The following is a 17,453-nucleotide window of genomic DNA, read 5'->3' on the forward strand; positions in this document are numbered from 1 at the left end:
GCAGCACATGACCACGCAGGCCCACCCCGTGGACCACGAACTCGTCCAGGCCGCGGCGGACGTCGCCGGCACGCGCTGCCAGGGCGACAACCACACCATGGCGGCCGCGGCCCGGGCCCGCGACGGCCGGATCGTCACGGCGGTGAACGCCTACCACTTCACCGGAGGGCCCTGCGCCGAGCTGGTCGTCATCGGTGCGGCGGCTGCCCAGGGGGCGTACGAACTGGAGACGATGGTCGCCGTGGGCGACCGTGACCGCGGGGTCGTTCCGCCGTGCGGCCGCTGCCGTCAGGTGCTGCTCGACTACTTCCCCGCGCTCAGGGTCATCGTCGGCAGCGGTGACGGCCTCCGGGCGGTCCCCGTCTCGGACCTGCTGCCGGAGAGCTACGTCTGGGCCGACCACCAGCTCGACGCAGGCTGAACCGGTGCGGGCCGCGCGCGAGACCGCGCGGCCCGCACCCCGCTCCACGGCGGGCGTCAGGGCCGCGTCGGCGTCCCGTCAGGGGGACACGGCAGGCTCTTTCCCCTGAGCGGCACGGGGAAGGCGCCCGGGCCGGTCAGGGGAAGAGGTGCGCGGAGCGGTTGGTCGGGGACCAGCGAGCTCGCCTCACGGTCGGGCCCCCTCGGGGCCCACGCAGGTTCAAACCCTGCCCTCTCCGCGGCACGCGGCCGTCCGCCGGGAACGGACGCGGCCGATGCCCGCCACGGGAGTGACGGGCATCCGGTTCCGTGCGCGGGCCGAGTGGTCAGTGGCCGCAGAGCATGCCCTCGCGGAGGCGGGCGAGGGTGCGCGAGAGCAGGCGCGAGACGTGCATCTGCGAGACGCCCAGGCGTTCGCCGATCTGGGCCTGCGTGAGTTCCTCCACGAACCGCATGTGGATGATCTGCCGGTCCCGCTCGCCGAGCCCGGCGATCAGCGGGGCCAGCGTGTGGAAGTCCTCCACCAGCTCCAGCGCCGCGTCCTCGGCGCCGATGAAGTTCTCCAGCGCGGCCTCACCGTCCACGCTGCCGTTGATGGTGGCGTCCAGGGAGGAGGAGTTGTAGCCGTTCGCGGCGAGCCGGGCCTCGCGCACCTCATCCTCGGACAGGCTCATCAGTTCCGACAGTTCCCCGGCCGTCGGCATGCGGCCCAGCCGGCTCTGCAGCTCCTCCGTGGCGCGGGCGAGCTGCACCCGGGCCTCCTGCAGGCGCCGGGGCACGTGCACGGCCCAGGTCGTGTCGCGGAAGAATCGTTTGATCTCGCCCACGATGTAGGGGATGGCGAAGGAGGTGAACTCCGCCTCGCGGGACAGCTCGAACCGGTCGATCGCCTTGATCAGGCCGACCATGCCGACCTGGACGATGTCCTCCATCTCCTCCGGGCCCCGGCTGCGGAAGCGGCCGGCCGCGAAGCGGACCAGGGACATGTTCATCTCGATCAGCGTGTTGCGCGCGTACTGGTACTCCGGCGTGCCCTCTTCCAGCTCCGCGAGCTGCTGGAAGAACAGCCTGGACAGTTCGCGGGCGTCCCTGGGCGCCACCTTGGAGGGGTCGGCGACCTCCGGCAGCTCCACCGTCCGCGTGCCTCTTGCCACCATGCTCGTGAGCGTCATGCTTCCCCTCCCGAATTCCCGGACCCGCCGCTGCTGTCCTCCCCGCGGCTAACGCCATTGGCGAGGGGCTGACGACGCAGCGCCTACCCCCACATCCTGCACCCACGCCTACGGCTCGCACCAAATCGGCGGGGCACGCGGCCGGGGTGCGCGAGCGCGCCGGCCGTGCCGCTGGGGACAGGTGGACCTCCTCGGCCGGCGTCACCGGGACGGCGCGCCGGCAGATGCCCGGTAACTATGCGAGATCACGGTCTGATGCCGACCGCACCCGCCGCCGCAACCCGCCGTGTCCCACGGCCGTTTGCCCGCACGTGCATGACGAACAGGCATCCCTCACCGGCACCTCGCGCCTGCTGGGTTCCTATTGGCTGGAGACCCCCGACCGGCCCTCGCAGAAGCCCTGTTGCAGCTTCACGCCGCCGGCCCGGCCGCGTGTGAACGGGCCGCGTGTGAACGGGCTGCGTCTGGCCCGGACCGCGCTCACCGTGGCCGCGTACGCCCTCATCGTCACCGCCCTCGCCCTCGCCCTCGCCGCCGGCGGCTGACGTCTCGCGCCCTTCGGCCGACTGGCGGCCCCGGTCGGGTGGTGCGCCGCCGTGCCGCGCATCCGCCGGCCGGCCGTTCCGGGAAGTGATGGGTGGGCGGTCCGGTCCCGGCCGCCCGGCCGCGACCGGCCGGCACCGCCCGACGCCCTCGACGGGAGACGCCCATGCACGACGACGGCTGCTACGCACCGTATGCCCGCCACCGCGGCTGAGCCGGGACGGACCGTGCACTGGCTCTTCGGCGACCAGCTCGGCCCGCACTTCCTCACCCCCGGCGAGCACGGTCCCGGCCGGGACACACCGCTGCTGATGATCGAAGCCCGTTCGGTGTTCCGGCGCAGACGCTTCCACCGGGCCAAGGCACACCTGGTGCTGTCCGCGATGCGCCATCGGGCGGCCGAGCTCGGCGAACGGATGACGTACGTACGGGCCGGCACCTACCGGGAGGGCCTGGAGCGCGCGGCGGGCGGCCGCCCGGTCACCGTGCACCACCCGACGTCGTACGCCGCGGCGCGGCTGGTGCGCTCACTCCCCCGGGTCACCGTGGGCCCCGCGCGTGGCTTCCTGGTGCCGGTGGCCGACTTCACGGCGTGGGCGGACGGGCACGGCGGCAAGCGCCTGCGGCAGGAGGACTTCTACCACTGGGTGCGCCGCGGACGCGACCTGCTGATGGACGGCGGGACCCCGGCCGGCGGCCAGTGGAACTACGACCACGACAACCGGCGGCCGCCGCCCGGCGAGGCGCGGACTCTTCCGGTCCCCGCGCCCTACCGCCCCCGGGAGGACGGGATCGACGACGAGGTCCGCCACGACCTCGACCGCTGGGAGCGGGACGGCGACGTGTCCTTCGTCGGACGTGACGGCCCCCGCTCGTTCCCCGCGACCCGCACCGAGGCGCGAGCCGCCCTGAAACGCTTCCTGTCCTACCGGCTCGGCACCTTCGGGCCCTACGAGGACGCCGTGCTCGCCGAGGACCCGGTGATGAGCCACAGTCTGCTGTCCTCCTCGCTCAACCTCGGCCTGCTCGACCCGGCCGAGTGCGTCGAGCGTGCGGAGGCGCAGTGGCGCGCCGGGCGGGCGCCGCTCGGCAGTGTGGAGGGCTTCGTCCGGCAGATCGCCGGCTGGCGCGAGTACGTGTGGCAGCTGTACTGGTACTTCGGCGAGGAGTACCGGCGTTCCAACGTCCTGCGGCACACCGCCCCGCTGCCCGGCTGGTGGAACGAGCTGGACGCGGACGCGGTCGGGGCACGCTGTCTGCGCACGGTCCTGGCGCAGGTACGGGACACGGGGTGGACGCACCACATCCCCCGGCTGATGATCCTCGGCAGCCACGCCCTGCAGCGGGGCTGGGACCCCGCCGCGGTCACGGACTGGTTCCACCGCTGCTTCGTCGACGGCTACGACTGGGTCATGGTCCCCAACGTCGTCGGCATGTCCCAGTACGCCGACGGCGGCCGGATGACGACGAAGCCCTACACGTCCGGCGGTTCGTACGTGAACCGTATGAGCGACCTGTGCGGGCCCTGCCGTTACCGGCCGGGCGAGCGCACCGGTGAGCACGCCTGCCCCTACACCGCCGGCTACTGGGCGTTCCTGGACCGGCACCGCGAACGCCTCGCTCACAACCAGCGGATCGCGCAGCCCGTGCGGCAGCTGGAGCGTCTCACCGACCTCGCCGAGGTACGCCGGCAGGAACGCGCGCGGGGCGACGCACCCCCGTGAGCGGGGTGACTCGCCCCCGTGAGCGGAGCGCGTCGCTCAGGCGCGTGCGAGGTCGGCCAGCACCTCCCGGGCGGCCCGGGCGCCCGACGCCAGCGCTCCCTGCACCGAGCCCGTCGCCCGGTGGTCCCCGCAGACGTACCTGCCCGGCGCGAGGCGCGTCGTGCGGCTCAGCGGCCAGGGCGGCCTCATGGCGGGCAGCGCCCCCGCCACGGTGTACGCGGCGACCTGCCGCCACTGGCCGGTGTCGGTGCCGTACAGCTCGGCCAGGCGCCCCAGCACGGCCCGGCCCGCCTCCGGGCGGTCGGGTCCCAGTACCGAGGTGGAGACCAGCGCGGTGCCGGGCGGCGCGTACGTGGGCGTCACCTCGGTCATGACGCAGGTGTTGAGCACCTCCCCGGAGCTGTCCACGATCAGGGTGGGCTCGGCCAGCGGTGACCGGTCGGCGGCATGGTAGTACGTGGTGACGGTGCGGCTGTCCGGAGTGGCCAGGCCGGGCAGCAGCCGGGCCGCGGTGCCGGCGTCCGTCGCCACGACGACGGACGCGGCGGGCAGTTCACCGCCGTCCGCCAGCAGCACGCCGGCGGCGGTGACCCCGGTGACCGGCGTCTTCGTCCGCAGTACGCCGCCGGGCAGGTCGCGGGCCAGCCGGGCGGGTACGGCGCCGACGCCCTCGGCCGGCAGACAGAGCGTCCCGCGGGCCATGCTCCGCCACACCAGATGGAAGAAGCGCCCGGAGGTCTCCAGCTCGTCCTCCAGGAAGACACCGGACAGGAACGGGCGCAGGATCTCGTTCACCGTGCGCGCCGAGACACCGGCGCGCATCAGGGTCGCGGCGGTCGAGCGGTCCGGGCCCCGCTTGAGAGCGCCGGCGGGCAGCAGGGTGTCCCGTGCGGTGAGCGCCGCGAGGGCGGCCAGGTCGCGGGCCGGCAGGACCCTCCCGGGCAGCAGCGACCCCGCCTCCTTCGGCCGCCGGGTCGGGTCGGTCAGGCGGACGGGGCCCCCCGGGGTGTGTGCGATGACCCCGGGGGTGAACGGCCGCAGGCGCAGGCCCCTCAGGTCGAGGCGTCGCCGCACCTGCGGGTAGGAGGTGTTGAACACCTGGAAGCCCCGGTCCAGCAGGAACCCGTCCCGCCGGTCGGTGCGCATGCGGCCGCCCACGCCGTCGGACGCCTCGAGCAGGGCGACGCGCCGGCCGGCGTGGCACAGGTCCAGTGCGCAGGCCAGGCCGGCGAGGCCCGCACCGACGACGACGGTGTCCGGCTGCCCGCTGTGCGGAGTCATCGTGGTCCCTTCCTTCGACGCGGAAACCTGTACTCCGAAAGCCGGGGCCGGGCACGCGGCGCGCCCACCGGGTCCCGCGTTCGCACCCGTTCCGCCGCAGCGGGGTGCGCCGGGGGACGCCGATCGGGTGCACCGGCCGCCGGCCGTGCCGCCGGGGCCGGATCGGTCAGTTTTCGAGAAGCCCCGGCGCCCCGGCGTTCCCTACGGTCGAGGACATGACCTCCATCGACTCCGTCACCCTCGAGGTGGCCGACCCCGCGGCCGCCGCCCGTTTCCACTCCACCGCCTTCGGCCTGGACTCCTCGCTCGTGCGCCTGCGCTCGGGCGGGGAACCGACGAGCGGCTTCCGGGGCTTCACGCTGTCGCTCGTGGTGTCCCAGCCGGGCGACGTGGACGCCCTCGTCGGCGCGGCCCTCGACGCCGGCGCGACCCCGCTCAAGCCCGCCGCGAAGTCGCTGTGGGGTTACGGCGGAGTCGTCCAGGCCCCGGACGGCACGGTCTGGAAGATCGCCACGTCGGCGAAGAAGGACACCGGCCCGGTCACCCGTGGCTTCGACCAGTTCGTGCTGCTGCTGGGCGTCGAGGACGTGCGGGCGAGCAAGCGTTTCTACGTCGAGCGGGGCCTCACCGTGGGCAGGAGCTTCGGCGGCACGTACGTCGAGTTCGCCGCCGGAACGGGAGCCGTCAAGCTCGCTCTGTACAAGCGCCGCGCGCTCGCCAAGGACGCGGGGCTGCCCGCCGACGGCACCGGATCGCACCGGCTCGTGCTCTCCGGCGCCGCCGGTCCGTTCCGCGACCCCGACGGGTTCGTCTGGGAGGCGTCGGCCCCGGCCGCGGCCGCTTCCTGAGCCGGGTCCGGTCCGTGGTGGACGGCTCCGGCCCCGCGCGGTGCGGGCTCGGGACCGCACCGCGCGCTCGCACACACGTGGGGCCCGGCCGTGACGGCCGGGCCCCGTCCACGAATCAGGCGTGGCGTGTTCCGTGCGCTGGGGTGCGCCTGTCTACCAGCGGTACCAGCGCCCCTTGCGGCCCGTACCGTCCGCGGACCGGACGACGAAGCCCAGCAGCCAGACGACCAGCACGATGACGGCTATCCACCAGAGTGCCTTCAGGGCGAAACCCGCGCCGAAGAGAATGAGGGCCAGCAGAAGAACCAGAAGCAGGGGAACCATAGTTATCAACCTCCTGGCTACCGAATGCCCTTGGTTCTTCTCCACACGCACGGGAATTGCTGGTTTTTTCCATGTGATGAAGGGCATGAGCGCGAGTTGCGGCGATTCCGGGAGCGGCTTCCTCCTGCCGCCCCCGGCGGGCTCACGCCGGCTCGGGTTGCGGTTCCGGATTCGGGACCGGCAGCGGCTGCGGGTCCCAGAGTCTGGTGGCGCGTACGTAGGCGTGGATCACCGAGCCCATCGCCAGAACGAGAAGCGGTCCGAACACCCAAGGGTGCGTGGCCATTTCGACCGGCAGCCAACGGTAGGAGACGAGGAGCGCCGCGAACACCGCCGCGCCGTGGGCGACGAGCCGGGTCCCCGTGCGGTCCCAGCCGCGTTCGAGGGAGCGCAGGGCCGCCTCGATCGTGAGCGTGAACACCACGCCGGCGATGAGATCCGCGCCGTAGTGGTAGCCGAAGCCCAGGGTCGCGGTCAGTGTGGCGACCAGCCAGAACGTGCCCGCGAAGCGCAGCACGCGGGGGCCCCTGCGGGAGTGGATGAAGATGGCGGTGGCCCAGGCGGTGTGCAGGCTGGGCATGCAGTTGCGCGGGGTGATGCCGTCGAAGGGCATGTGCTGCGGGCCGGACAGCGGCGTCGGGGTGTCCGGCCACAGGTTGGCCACCGCCCAGTGCCCGCCGTCGGCGCCGTAGGCGAACACCGGTCCGACCACCGGGAAGATCATGTAGATCCCGGGCCCGAGAAGGCCGATGACCAGGAAGGTGCGCACCAGGTGGTGGCGCGGGAAGCGGCGTTCGGCCGCCACGTCGCGCAACTGGTACATCGTGACGACCACGGCGGCGACCGCGAGCTGGGCGTAGACGTAGTCGAGCGCGTGGGCGCCGACCGGGCCCGTGGCCCGGACCAGGCGGCCCACCAGCCACGACGGGTTGCCCAGTGCGTGGTCGGCGGTCGCCACGTACTGGTCGAGCACCGCCGGTCGCGTCTTGGACGTGATGACCAGCCAGGTGTCGCCCGTCTTGCGGCCGGCCACGAGCAGCAGACCCAGTCCGACGCCCTTCAGCAGCAGGGCGCGTTCCGCGCCCGTACGCCGGGTGACGGCGACGACCGCGCATCCCAGGAGCACCCACAGCGCGCCGTTGCCGAAGGGGTGGCCCTCGGTCAGGTCGGCCCCCGCGGCCCAGCGCACCAGCAGGATGACGGCGTCGATGCCGATCGCGGTGCACAGCGCGATGACCCGTTGCCGCCAGGTGAGCACGACCATCGTCAGCGCCATGCTGGCGTACAGCAGGAAGCCCGACTTGGGCGGGAAGATCACCTCTCGCGCCTGACTGGCGATCGGTCCCGCCAGTCCGTAGTGGTGCGCGGCGATCTCGAGCGCGACGAGGAAGCCGAGGGTCACCGCCCCCGCGGTGATCCACAGGACGGTCCGCGGTTCACGCCACGGCACGGACTTGACTCTGCTGTCTATTCGCGAAAACACCCGCGATGGTATAGGTATCAACTTTTTGGCCGATTTGTCAGATCTCGGGTTATGGGGTCGCCAGTTGTGCCGGATGGCAGTTCTTCCTCGCGGAACGGGCGTCGAGGGCGCTCGTCTTGGGCCGGATCATGCTATCGGAGCGGTGCGGGGGGATTTGAGCGATTAACGGCCGAGCGTGGGCCGGACTCCGGCGCGACCGGAGGGGTCACTGCGCGTGGTGGTTCCGTCGACCGGCATCACGGAGTGTCAACTGAGGCCGCTGAAACGGGCAGTCGGGCCGGCGGACGAATCGGAGATGCCGAACACTGGCGACCTGCCGGGGGACGTTACGGATACCCTCACGTCAGGCACGTTCCCTGATCCGAAGCTACGCGCCCGGGAGAGGACTCGGTGGCAGCAGACGATGCCGGCGTCCGACCGGCCGGAGCCCCGGAGCTCCTCCGGCATGCCCCCGCGCGTGTGCTGGGCGGCCGATGAGTTCCCCGGACCGGCTCCGCCGGTGGCACAGGCAGCGCAGGCGCGACCGGGAGATGCGCCGGCTCGCCGCGGCGCTCATCGACCCCATCCGGGAAAGGCTGAGCGCCACCGGCGCGGACGGGGCCGGGCCGGGTGCCGGACCGGCCGGGAGCCCGGAGGACCTGTTCGAGGCCCTGGTCGAGTCGGCCAGGCAGTGGCGCGGCGACCGCCGGCTGGAGGTGCACCGCGTGCCCATTCCCCGCGAGTTCAAGGCGACGGGGATGTGGCTGGAACGTGCCGACAGGGACGACGTCATCATCGAGCAGGGCGCCGAGATCTGGCACCAGGCGCAGATACTCGGTCACGAGTTGTGGCACATGCGGCAGCGGGAGGGCTTCGCCGCGGAGCAGCCGGCCGCCGGGGGCTGCGGCCCCCTGGAATCAGGGCATGAGCACGGCGCGCAGCCGGCTGCCGCACGTTCTCGTTTCGACGACGACCCCGAGAAAGAGGCCGAATTGTTCGGCATCCGGGTCGGCCAGCAGATGCGGGCGCTGATGGAGCGGGACGTGATCACCGGTGAGACGGCCCGCCGCATCGCCGACGCTCTCAACTATCGGGGAAACCGGAAATGAGCGGGGCGATAAATTACGTCAGCTGCGGTCTGCTGTGGGTCGGACTGCTGGCCAAGCTGCCCGATCTGATCCGGCACCGGAGCGACCTGTCCCAGCGTGCCATCAACGCGGTGCTGGCTTTCGCCTCGCTGTGCTTCCTCTTCGGCGCGCCCCCTTCCGTCGGGATGATCAACCGGGTCAGCGGCGTGCCCAACCTGGCCGCCCCGCTCACCTACGTCTCGATCACCGCCTACAGCGCCTCGCTGCTCATCCTGATCGCCTGCTGGCGCGGCGGCCCGGCGGTACGGCGGACGACGCGGCGCTGGATGGGCGGCTACGCGGCCGTTCTCGCCGGTATCGCCGCGCTGTTCGCGCTGGGGAGGACGCCACAGGAACGGCGCACCGACTTCGACACGTACTACGCGACGACGCCCTGGATCGCCGAGATGGTCGTCCTGTACCTGGTCGCGCACCTGACGGCCGTGACGGTCAGCGCCCTGTGGTCGCTGCGCTGGGCCTTCGAGGCGGAGGTGCGCGAGCGGCCCTGGCTGCGGGCCAGTCTGCTGACGATCGGCACCGGCACGGTGATCACCGCCGGGTACAGCGTCGCCAAGCTGATCGCCGTCGTCGCGCGGTGGTCGGGCCGGGACTGGCCGGTGCTCGCGACGTCCGTACCGCCCGTCTGCGCCGGCCTCGGGGCCCTGCTGACCGTGGCGGGGGTGCTGCTGCCGATGGCGGGCTACCACTTCTCGGCGTGGCGCGACTTCTTCCGGCTCGCCTCCCTGGACGCCGCGCTGGACCCGGTGCTGCGCGACCGCGCCCTGCGGGTGGAGCGGCCCTGCTCGCCGTTCCTGTGGGGCACCTGGCGCCGGAGCACCATCCTCAACGGGCTGCACGCGATCGAGACGCTCTTCGACACACGGCTCTTCGACGAGGTCCACGACGCGGAGCTGACGCGGACGGGCGACCGGGAGAGAGCCGTCTCCGCGGCGTGGGCCGCCACCATCGCGGCCGCCGCCCAGCGAAGTACCCAGCCCCTGCTCGAACCCGCCGGCGCGGCCGCCCGGCTGTCCCACCCCCGCGACTCCGAGGCCCTGGTCCTGATCGCCGACGCCCTGAAGAGATCGGGGCGCGCGACGCGGGCGATCGCCCCCGTCGCCGGCGGGGCCGGACCGGCCCGGCCCCGCGTCTGACGACGACCGCCACCCATCCCCCCACACCGCAAGAGGACCTGAACGGAGTCCCCCACGAGATGAGTCTTGTCGTGTATACGGCGGCTTTCCTCCTGGCCCTGGCCGCCATGCTGCTTCGCCGACCACGTACGACTCCCCGCTCCCCCCTGACCGTCGCCACCCGGGCCACCACGTTCCTCGCCGCCGTCTGCTTCGTGTGGGCGGCGCCGGTGACCCTCGCGGCGGTCAACCGCGCCACCGGCATCCCCAACGTCGGCGCCCCGCTCACCTACGGCTCGATCTCCGCGTTCAGCTGCTCGCTGATCATCCTGCTGATCCACTGGCGGGGTGGGCCGCAGGAGCGGATACGTCGCATGGTCCGGCTGACCGTCGCGGTCTACGGCACGCTCGTGGTCGCCGTCGTCGCGCTGTTCGCCCTCGCGGACGCGCGCACGGAGCGGCTCACCGACCTGGACACCTACTACGCGAACACCCCCTACATGAGGGAGATGATCGTCCTCTACCTCGTGGGGCATCTGACCAGCACCATCGTGCTGAGCGCGGTCTGCCTGAAGTGGGCGCGGGACGAGGTCACCGGCCTGTTGCGGGTCGGCCTCAGGCTGATCCTCGCGGGCCTGCTGGTCGACACCCTCGGATTCACCCTCACCAAGGTCACCGCGGTCGTCGCCCGCTGGCTCGGGTACGACCTGGACGTCCTGTCGACCACCGTGGCGCCCCCGGCCGCCGCCCTGGGCGCCCTGATCTACTCCGCCGGCTTCGTCCTGCCGCGCCTCGCCTCCGCCGCCGCGGCGGAGCGGCAGAGCCTGGCCACCTACCGCGCGCTGAAGCCCCTGTGGCCGGCCGTGCAGGACGTGGCGACGGCGCCGAGGGCGGAACCGACCTGGTGGCAGTTGTGGTGGCAACTGCCGAGCAACCGCCTCTACCTGCTGGAGGCCAATATCCGCGACGCCCTGTTGCAGCTCACCGCGCACTTCGACCAGCGGGTCGGCCACACCGCGTACGCGGCGGCCGTCCAGCGCGGTGAGCGTCAGGACAGGGCACGCGCCGCATCGGAGGAAGCAATGATCATGGACGGATTACGCCGTGCGTCGGGCAAGTGCGCCGGCCCCGCCGATCCACCGGAGAAGTTCCGCATCACCATCGATCTGGTCGAGCTGGCGGACGCCGTGCACCGCCTGCACAAGGCGGCGGCGCCGGAGCGAATACACACCCAGTGACGCAGTCTCAAGAACACTACGAGGAGAGCCCGTTGCCGCACAAAGCTGTCGTGATCGGAGCCGGCACGGCCGGACTGGTGGCCGCAGCAGCGCTGTCCCTGGCGGAACCCACGCTGCAGATCCACGTGCTCGACCGGGACGAGCTGCCCCAGGGGCCCGAGAACCGGCGTGGCGTCCCCCAGGGACGGCACGCCCACCTGCTCATGGCCGGCGGCCTGTCCGCGATGGAGGACCTGTTCCCCGTCGGCGTGCGGGACCGCCTCCTGAAGGCGGGGGCGCACGAGATCGCGCTGGGCAACGGGATGCTGGCCCTCACTCCGGACGGCGGCTGGTTCCACCGCTGGAAACGCAGCGGTCCGCACATGATCACCTGCACCCGGGCGCTCACCGACTGGGTTCTGCGGCAGATCCTGCTCGAGACCCGGCCCGGCGTGTCGTTCCACCGGGCGACCGTCGAGGGGTTCCTCGGCGACGCCCGGCAGGTCTGCGGCGTCCGTCTCGGCCGGGACGCGGACGCCGGGCTGGGCCCCGAGCTGGCGGCGGACGTCGTCGTCGACGCCAGCGGCCGCGGCTCGGGCAGCCTCACCTGGCTGGCTGCCATCGGCATCAGCGGGATCGAGGAGAAGAAGATCGACTCCGGGCTGACCAACGCCACCCGGATCTACCGGACCCCGGCGGGTGCCGAGTCGTTCCCGCTGACCCTGGTGCAGGCGAACCCCTACAACGGCCGGCCCGGCCGCAGCGCCATGGTCCTGCCCATCGAGGGCAACCGGTGGATGGTCAGCGCGGCCGGCACCCGGGGCGGCGAACCGCCCCGCGACCCCGAGGGCTTCCTGGACTACGCCCTCACCCTGCCGCACCCCATCGTCGGCCGGCTCATCTCCGGCGCCGAACCGCTCACCGACGTGGCGGTCAGCCGGGGCCACAGCACCGACAACAACCGCCGGTACCTGGAGAAGGCCCGCCGGTGGCCCGAGCGGCTGATCGTCCTCGGTGACGCGCTGGCGACGTTCAACCCGGCCTACGGCCAGGGCATGTCGGTGGCGGCGCTCGGCGCCCAGGTCCTGGCCCGGGAGGTGCGGCGGCGCGGCCTCACCGGTCCCGGACTGTCCCGGCGCGTCCTGCGCGGCGCGGCCCGCCACGTCGACACGGCCTGGTCGACCGCCGTCGGAGTGGACGTCCTCTATCCGGACGTCGTCGGCGCCCGGCCGGGGGTCGGCGACCGGGTCGCCGCCTGGTACACCAACCGGCTGACCCGGGCGGCCACCGGGACGTACGAGGCGGCCTCGGCGCTGTGGGACGTCACGAGCCTCACCACGCCCGCCACGCGCGCCCTGCGGCCCAGGGCCCTGCTCGCCGCCCTGACCGGACCGGCCCTCCCGAAGGCCCTGGAGCCTCCGCTGCAGCCCTCGGAACAGCGGATACTCGACCAGCTCACCGGCGCCGCGCACCGGACGGCCGCACCGCGGCCCGGTCGCACCTCATGACCGGCCCCGGCCCGCACCGGGAGCCCGCCGCCGTACGGCGCCGGCGGTCTCAGTGGACGGTGGGCCGGTCGGCGCGGGGCGCCAGCCGGGCGTGCCGGCCGGGGGGGCAGTGCACCAGCCGCTCCTCCAGTCCCAGCCCGCGGGCCTCGGTCAGGAAGTCGTGCAGCGGGGAGCGGAAGACCGTGTAGTCGTCGTAGTGCACGGGCAGGACGTGACGGTAGTCCAGGCGCCGGGCGAGTTCGGCTCCCTGGGCGCCGTCCATGGTGACCACGAAGCCTCCGGGGAGCTGGGTGCCGCCCAGGTGGAGCACGGCCAGGTCGGCGGTGGGGAAGCGCCGGGCGATCTCGTCCAGGCCGTCGTACAGGAGCGTGTCGCCCGAGATGTAGAGCCGTACCCGTACCGGGCCGCCGGCCGGTCCGAACTCCAGCATGCTGCCCATGACGGGCGGCAGCAGACCGCGCAGCACGGGGCGCAGGGCGTGCCGGCCGGGCAGGGACGTCACACGCACCTGCGCGCCGCCCTGCTCGAGGACGCAGCTCTCCCAGGTGCGCAGGCCTCCCGCCCTGCCGAACCCCTGGAAGGCGCGCAGCCGGCGCGCGGCGTGCGGCGTGGTGACGACGGGAACCGACCGGTCCAGGTGGTTCCTGGCCCGGCGGTCCCAGTGATCTCCGTGCAGGTGGGAGAGGACGACACCGTCCAGGCGCGGCAGGTCCGCCACGTCCAGGGCCGGTTCGGTGAGCCGGCGGCTGACCAGGCCGTACCCCAGGTGCGCCCGCTCGCCCCGGTGCAGGAAGTTCGGGTCCGTCAGCAGTGTGAGGCCCTGGTACCGGAGCAGCACCGTCGCGTTGCCGATGAATTGAAGATCGACCGTGTCGTCCATGTCGTCTATGTCGTGCATGCCGGACCTCACTCTCCGGGCCGGGGCTGCCTGCCCCGGGCGCACCCTGTCCCCCGGCCCCGGGTTCCCCACGCTCCCCGGGGCACACGCCGGACCCGGCCGCGTTCCGCGCCCGGGGTTCAGCGGGTCGCGTACCAGGCCAGGGTGTTCGCGGTGCCGGTGCAGGTGACGATGAAGCAGGCGGCCACGGCATGGCGCCGGATCAGGGTGCGGCGCAGTTCCCGGTAGCGGGCCTCGTACTCGCCGCGCAGCCGTTTGGCGCGGTCGGCCGTGACCTGGAGCGCCTGGCGCGTCAGGCCGAGGCGTTGCTCGGTGTAGTGCTGGGTGAGGTCCTCGGCCTGGCCGGTGGTGAGCCAGGGCAGGCGGGCGCAGAGCGCCTCGGCCTCTCGCTGGGCCTGCTCGAGTTCCGCGTGCAGGAGCAGGTAGCCCTCGACCTCGTTGGCGAGCGAGCCGTCCTGGTCGCCCCGGGGGGCGCCAGGACGGTTCGGTGTCGTCACCGCCGGCCGCCCTCTGGCTCGGCCGCGTCACGCCGGCCCAGGTTGGCCTCGTGCTCCAACTGGGCCACCTCGGGGTGGTGCAGGTCGAACGCCGGGGACTCGCTGCGGATCCGCGGCAGGGTGCAGAAGTTGTGCCGCGGCGGCGGGCAGGACGTCGCCCACTCCAGCGAGCGGCCGTAGCCCCACGGGTCGTCCACCGCGACCGGCTTGCCGTACCTGGCGGTCTTCCACACGTTGTAGAGGAACGGCAGCATCGACAGACCCAGCAGGAACGAGCCGATGGACGAGACCGTGTTGAGGGCGGTGAAGCCGTCGGCCGCCAGGTAGTCGGCGTAGCGGCGCGGCATGCCCTCGGCGCCCAGCCAGTGCTGGACCAGGAAGGTGGTGTGGAAGCCCACGAACAGCGTCCAGAAGGTGATCTTGCCCAGGCGCTCGTCCAGCATCTTGCCCGTGAACTTGGGCCACCAGAAGTGGAAGCCCGCGAACATCGCGAAGACGACCGTGCCGAAGACCACGTAGTGGAAGTGGGCCACCACGAAGTACGTGTCGGAGACGTGGAAGTCGATCGGCGGGGATGCCAGCAGGACGCCGGTCAGGCCGCCGAAGAGGAAGGTGACGAGGAAGCCGGCCGCCCAGAGCATCGGTGTCTCGAAGGACAGCGAGCCCTTCCACATGGTGCCGATCCAGTTGAAGAACTTCACACCGGTCGGGACCGCGATGAGGAATGACATGAACGAGAAGTACGGCAGCAGCACCGCACCGGTGACGAACATGTGGTGCGCCCACACCGTCACGGACAGACCGGCGATCGCGATGGTCGCGGCCACCAGACCCATGTAACCGAAGATCGGCTTGCGGGAGAAGACCGGGATGATCTCGGTGACGATGCCGAAGAACGGCAGGGCGATGATGTACACCTCCGGATGGCCGAAGAACCAGAAGAGGTGCTGCCAAAGGATCGCGCCGCCGTTGGCCGGGTCGTACACGTGGGCGCCGAAGATGCGGTCCGCGGCCAGGGCGAACAGCGCGGCGGCGAGCACCGGGAAGGCGAACAGGACCAGGACCGAGGTCAGCAGCACGTTCCAGGTGAAGATGGGCAGCCGGAACATGGTCATGCCCGGGGCGCGCATGCAGGTGATCGTGGTGATGAAGTTGACCGCGCCGAGGATGGTGCCGAAGCCGGAGAAGCCCAGTCCGAGGATCCACAGGTTCGGGCCGAAGCCCGGCGACCGGACGGCGTCCGAAAGGGGGGCGTAGGCGAACCAGCCGAAGTCCGCGGCGCCCTGCGGGGTGAGGAAGCCGCCCACCGCGATCAGCGAACCGAACAGGTAGAACCAGTAGGCCAGCATGTTCAGCCGCGGGAACGCCACGTCCGGCGCGCCGATCTGCAGCGGCATGATCCAGTTGGTGAATCCCGCGAACAGCGGGGTGGCGAACATCAGCAGCATCACGGTGCCGTGCATCGTGAAGAGCTGGTTGTACTGCTCCTTGGAGACGATCTGCAGACCGGGACGGGCCAGCTCCGCCCGGATGAGCAGCGCCAGCACCCCGCCGAAGAGGAAGAACAGGAACGACGTCGACAGGTACAGCGTGCCGATCGTCTTGTGGTCGGTGGTCGTCAGCCATCTGACCACCACGTTGCCGGGCTGCTTGCGCCTGACCGGCAGCTCGTTCTCGTACGAGTCCTCGGCTGCCGCTGCTCCGGGAGGTTCGTTGAGGATGCTCACTGGTCGGATCTCTCCCGATGCTCGCGGTTCGCGTTGTCAGTCGGTCACCATCCTCCGGGCGACAAACCGGGTAATGCGCCCTGACCGGCCGATTACGCCGCCAATGGGATGACATTCGCCCCCTAAGGGAGTAGGTCGGTCGTACGCTCGTTGCCCTGAACACGCGCCCTGCGCCCGGGACCACCGCATCGGGCCAGCTCACCGGGGTCTGCTGATAGCCTTCGGCGACCGTGACCGAGCAGGACGGGTCAGCACGCCCGCACCGTTGGAAGAGATGTTGTCCTTGCGCACAGCAGCCACCCTGTGCTTCGGCCGCCGTTCCCCCTCGCCGCCGCATGTCCGCTGACCTGCGCCCGGCCCGCAGGCCGCGCGGCCTGCGCGGCGGCCTGGCCCGGCCGGCCCACGAGTGGTGGCCGGCCCTGCGCCGGACGCCGGTGACGATGTGGAACGACGACCTCACCGACTACGCCGCCGCGCTGACCTACTACTCGATCCTGGCGGTCCTCCCCTCGCTGCTGGTCACCGTGCTCGCCTTCGGCATGGTCAGCCCCAGCACCGCCGCGGAGTTCATCGCCCACGTCACCCACTACGCCCCCGGCCAGTCGGGCGCCGAACTCCACGGCGTGCTCGCCGGTGTGCTCAGGCGGCACTCCACGACCTGGACGCTGATGGCGGGGGGCACCGCCAGCGCCCTGTGGTCGGCCTGCAGTTATCTCGCGGTCTTCCGCCGTGCCCTGCACGGCATGTACCGCATCCCCGACCGCCGCTCGCCCTGGCGCAAGGCGCACCGCATCGTGGCGACCGCCCTGGTCCTGCTGGCCCTGCTCGTCGTCAGCGCCCTGGTGCTGATGCTGTCCGGGCCCGTCGCCGAACTCCTCGGACGGCTGCTGCGCCTGGACGGCACCACGCAGCTCATCTGGGGCGTCGCGCGCTGGCCGCTGCTGCTGTGCCTGGTGGCGGTGCTGGTCGTGGTGGTCTTCCACACCGGGCCGGCCCCGGCCCGCCGGAGCAGGGACAGCCTGCTCGGCGGCGCGCTGGCCGCCGCGCTGTGGCTGACCGCCTCGGCCGGCTTCGCCCTGTACGCCGATGTACTGGGCACCTACAGCCGGTTGTACGGGTCCCTCGCCGGGATCGTCGTCTTCCTCATCTGGCTGTGGCTGTCCAACCTCGCACTGCTCGCCGGCGCGCAGTTCACCGCGGAGCTGCACAAGGCGCAGGCCACCGGAGCGCACCCGCGGGGCGCGACCTCCAGCGCCTGAACACCGCGGTCCCCGCTTCCGGTGTACCGCCGGGCGGAGCAGGCCGCCGTCACCACCGGGCACCCGCGAGTAGGCAGCGGCGGCACGGACCCGAGGCCGCACAGAGGGCGGCCACCGTTCGAGCGGTGGCCGCCCGCGTCCCGTCAAGTGCCGGGCGGCCCGAGGTGAGGCGACGGGTCGCCCGGCTCGGGGTCACGGCGTAGCACCGGGGCCTGCCGTCGGCCGCCTTCGTGCCCTGCCGGGGTTCCGGGATCCGGGCCGCTCGGTCCGCACCCTTGACGCGTACACGCACAACACAAAGAATGGGCGCGCT

16 protein-coding genes and 1 pseudogene are annotated in these 17,453 nt (G+C 72.3%); 10 read left to right on the forward strand and 7 right to left on the reverse strand.

The annotated features are described in order from the left end of the window. Positions 1–7: 7 nt before the first annotated feature. Complete coding sequence (locus ACFQ9Z_RS00190) at positions 8–421, forward strand: cytidine deaminase (protein ID WP_383008953.1); 414 nt, start codon at positions 8–10, stop codon at positions 419–421. A gap of 142 nt (positions 422–563) precedes the next feature. Beyond that, positions 564–659, forward strand: a pseudogene (locus ACFQ9Z_RS00195). Between the two features lie 87 nt (positions 660–746). On the opposite strand, the gene ACFQ9Z_RS00200 reads toward ACFQ9Z_RS00195, so the two are convergent. Further along, positions 747–1,592: an RNA polymerase sigma factor SigF gene (locus ACFQ9Z_RS00200; RefSeq protein WP_383008955.1), complete on the reverse strand. Its 846-nt coding sequence runs from the start codon at positions 1,590–1,592 to the stop codon at positions 747–749. 311 nt (positions 1,593–1,903) lie between these two features. On the opposite strand from ACFQ9Z_RS00200, the gene ACFQ9Z_RS00205 reads away from it, so the two are divergent. Together ACFQ9Z_RS00205 and ACFQ9Z_RS00210 are read left to right on the forward strand one after the other, a co-directional pair. Beyond that, a complete protein-coding gene (locus ACFQ9Z_RS00205) occupies positions 1,904–2,137 on the forward strand; it encodes a hypothetical protein (protein ID WP_383008957.1) in 234 nt (77 codons plus the stop codon). Between the two features lie 225 nt (positions 2,138–2,362). Continuing rightward, positions 2,363–3,859 (forward strand): cryptochrome/photolyase family protein, encoded by a 1,497-nt coding sequence (locus tag ACFQ9Z_RS00210; RefSeq protein ID WP_383008960.1) that lies wholly within the window; start codon positions 2,363–2,365, stop codon positions 3,857–3,859. A 36-nt stretch (positions 3,860–3,895) separates the two neighbouring features. Here the strand turns inward: ACFQ9Z_RS00210 and ACFQ9Z_RS00215 are convergent, their stop codons facing one another. Further along, positions 3,896–5,140, reverse strand: coding sequence for an NAD(P)/FAD-dependent oxidoreductase (locus tag ACFQ9Z_RS00215; protein WP_383008963.1), 1,245 nt, complete (start codon positions 5,138–5,140; stop codon positions 3,896–3,898). Positions 5,141–5,355: 215 nt separating this feature from the next. On the opposite strand from ACFQ9Z_RS00215, the gene ACFQ9Z_RS00220 reads away from it, so the two are divergent. Continuing rightward, positions 5,356–5,988 carry a glyoxalase gene (locus tag ACFQ9Z_RS00220; RefSeq protein ID WP_383008965.1) on the forward strand — a complete coding sequence of 211 codons (633 nt, stop codon included), beginning with the start codon at positions 5,356–5,358 and terminating at the stop codon, positions 5,986–5,988. Positions 5,989–6,141: 153 nt separating this feature from the next. Here ACFQ9Z_RS00220 and ACFQ9Z_RS00225 read toward each other — a convergent pair whose 3' ends face one another. Both ACFQ9Z_RS00225 and ACFQ9Z_RS00230 read right to left on the reverse strand, forming a co-directional pair. Continuing rightward, the gene (locus tag ACFQ9Z_RS00225; protein ID WP_070029835.1) at positions 6,142–6,312 is read right to left on the reverse strand and encodes a hydrophobic protein; all 171 of its coding nucleotides are present in this window, start codon (positions 6,310–6,312) and stop codon (positions 6,142–6,144) included. Between the two features lie 142 nt (positions 6,313–6,454). Further along, on the reverse strand, positions 6,455–7,762 hold the full coding sequence (locus ACFQ9Z_RS00230) for a phosphatase PAP2 family protein (RefSeq protein WP_383008967.1): 1,308 nt from the start codon (positions 7,760–7,762) through the stop codon (positions 6,455–6,457). Positions 7,763–8,268: 506 nt separating this feature from the next. Between ACFQ9Z_RS00230 and ACFQ9Z_RS00235 the strand changes: the two genes are divergently transcribed. From ACFQ9Z_RS00235 to ACFQ9Z_RS00250, 4 genes are read left to right on the forward strand one after another with little or no spacing between them, the layout of a single operon-like run. Beyond that, entirely contained in the window at positions 8,269–8,883 is a 615-nt protein-coding gene (locus ACFQ9Z_RS00235) for a toxin (protein ID WP_383008970.1), read from the forward strand. Next, the gene (locus tag ACFQ9Z_RS00240) at positions 8,880–10,055 is read left to right on the forward strand and encodes an MAB_1171c family putative transporter (protein ID WP_383008973.1); all 1,176 of its coding nucleotides are present in this window, start codon (positions 8,880–8,882) and stop codon (positions 10,053–10,055) included. The genes ACFQ9Z_RS00235 and ACFQ9Z_RS00240 overlap by 4 nt, the downstream gene beginning before the upstream one ends. A 59-nt stretch (positions 10,056–10,114) precedes the next feature. Continuing rightward, complete coding sequence (locus ACFQ9Z_RS00245) at positions 10,115–11,272, forward strand: MAB_1171c family putative transporter (protein ID WP_383008977.1); 1,158 nt, start codon at positions 10,115–10,117, stop codon at positions 11,270–11,272. Positions 11,273–11,304: 32 nt separating this feature from the next. Beyond that, positions 11,305–12,759: an NAD(P)/FAD-dependent oxidoreductase gene (locus tag ACFQ9Z_RS00250; RefSeq protein WP_383008979.1), complete on the forward strand. Its 1,455-nt coding sequence runs from the start codon at positions 11,305–11,307 to the stop codon at positions 12,757–12,759. Positions 12,760–12,808: 49 nt separating this feature from the next. On the opposite strand, the gene ACFQ9Z_RS00255 is transcribed toward ACFQ9Z_RS00250, so the two are convergent. From ACFQ9Z_RS00255 to ctaD, 3 genes are all read right to left on the reverse strand, one after another. Continuing rightward, a complete protein-coding gene (locus ACFQ9Z_RS00255; protein WP_383008981.1) occupies positions 12,809–13,657 on the reverse strand; it encodes an MBL fold metallo-hydrolase in 849 nt (282 codons plus the stop codon). A gap of 119 nt (positions 13,658–13,776) precedes the next feature. Continuing rightward, complete coding sequence (locus tag ACFQ9Z_RS00260; protein ID WP_383008984.1) at positions 13,777–14,154, reverse strand: hypothetical protein; 378 nt, start codon at positions 14,152–14,154, stop codon at positions 13,777–13,779. Then, positions 14,151–15,881, reverse strand: coding sequence for a cytochrome c oxidase subunit I (ctaD, locus tag ACFQ9Z_RS00265; protein ID WP_383008987.1), 1,731 nt, complete (start codon positions 15,879–15,881; stop codon positions 14,151–14,153). The genes ACFQ9Z_RS00260 and ctaD overlap by 4 nt, the downstream gene beginning before the upstream one ends. A 335-nt stretch (positions 15,882–16,216) precedes the next feature. On the opposite strand from ctaD, the gene ACFQ9Z_RS00270 reads away from it, so the two are divergent. Then, positions 16,217–17,140 carry a YihY/virulence factor BrkB family protein gene (locus ACFQ9Z_RS00270; RefSeq protein WP_383008990.1) on the forward strand — a complete coding sequence of 308 codons (924 nt, stop codon included), beginning with the start codon at positions 16,217–16,219 and terminating at the stop codon, positions 17,138–17,140. The last annotated feature ends 313 nt before the right edge of the window (positions 17,141–17,453 follow it).

It is taken from the genome of Streptomyces sp. NPDC056580, from assembly GCF_042793175.1.
In the GTDB taxonomy this organism is placed as follows: domain Bacteria; phylum Actinomycetota; class Actinomycetes; order Streptomycetales; family Streptomycetaceae; genus Streptomyces.

What these genes read in the sequence shown, in the direction of transcription:
- ACFQ9Z_RS00190 (WP_383008953.1), top strand. Translation starts at nt 8, where the DNA reads ATGACCACGCAGGCCCACCCCGTGGACCACGAACTCGTCCAGGCCGCG.
- ACFQ9Z_RS00200 (WP_383008955.1), bottom strand. Translation starts at nt 1,592, where the DNA reads ATGACGCTCACGAGCATGGTGGCAAGAGGCACGCGGACGGTGGAGCTG.
- ACFQ9Z_RS00215 (WP_383008963.1), bottom strand. Translation starts at nt 5,140, where the DNA reads ATGACTCCGCACAGCGGGCAGCCGGACACCGTCGTCGTCGGTGCGGGC.
- ACFQ9Z_RS00220 (WP_383008965.1), top strand. Translation starts at nt 5,356, where the DNA reads ATGACCTCCATCGACTCCGTCACCCTCGAGGTGGCCGACCCCGCGGCC.
- ACFQ9Z_RS00225 (WP_070029835.1), bottom strand. Translation starts at nt 6,312, where the DNA reads ATGGTTCCCCTGCTTCTGGTTCTTCTGCTGGCCCTCATTCTCTTCGGC.
- ACFQ9Z_RS00235 (WP_383008970.1), top strand. Translation starts at nt 8,269, where the DNA reads ATGAGTTCCCCGGACCGGCTCCGCCGGTGGCACAGGCAGCGCAGGCGC.
- ACFQ9Z_RS00240 (WP_383008973.1), top strand. Translation starts at nt 8,880, where the DNA reads ATGAGCGGGGCGATAAATTACGTCAGCTGCGGTCTGCTGTGGGTCGGA.
- ACFQ9Z_RS00245 (WP_383008977.1), top strand. Translation starts at nt 10,115, where the DNA reads ATGAGTCTTGTCGTGTATACGGCGGCTTTCCTCCTGGCCCTGGCCGCC.
- ACFQ9Z_RS00255 (WP_383008981.1), bottom strand. Translation starts at nt 13,657, where the DNA reads ATGCACGACATAGACGACATGGACGACACGGTCGATCTTCAATTCATC.
- ACFQ9Z_RS00270 (WP_383008990.1), top strand. Translation starts at nt 16,217, where the DNA reads ATGTCCGCTGACCTGCGCCCGGCCCGCAGGCCGCGCGGCCTGCGCGGC.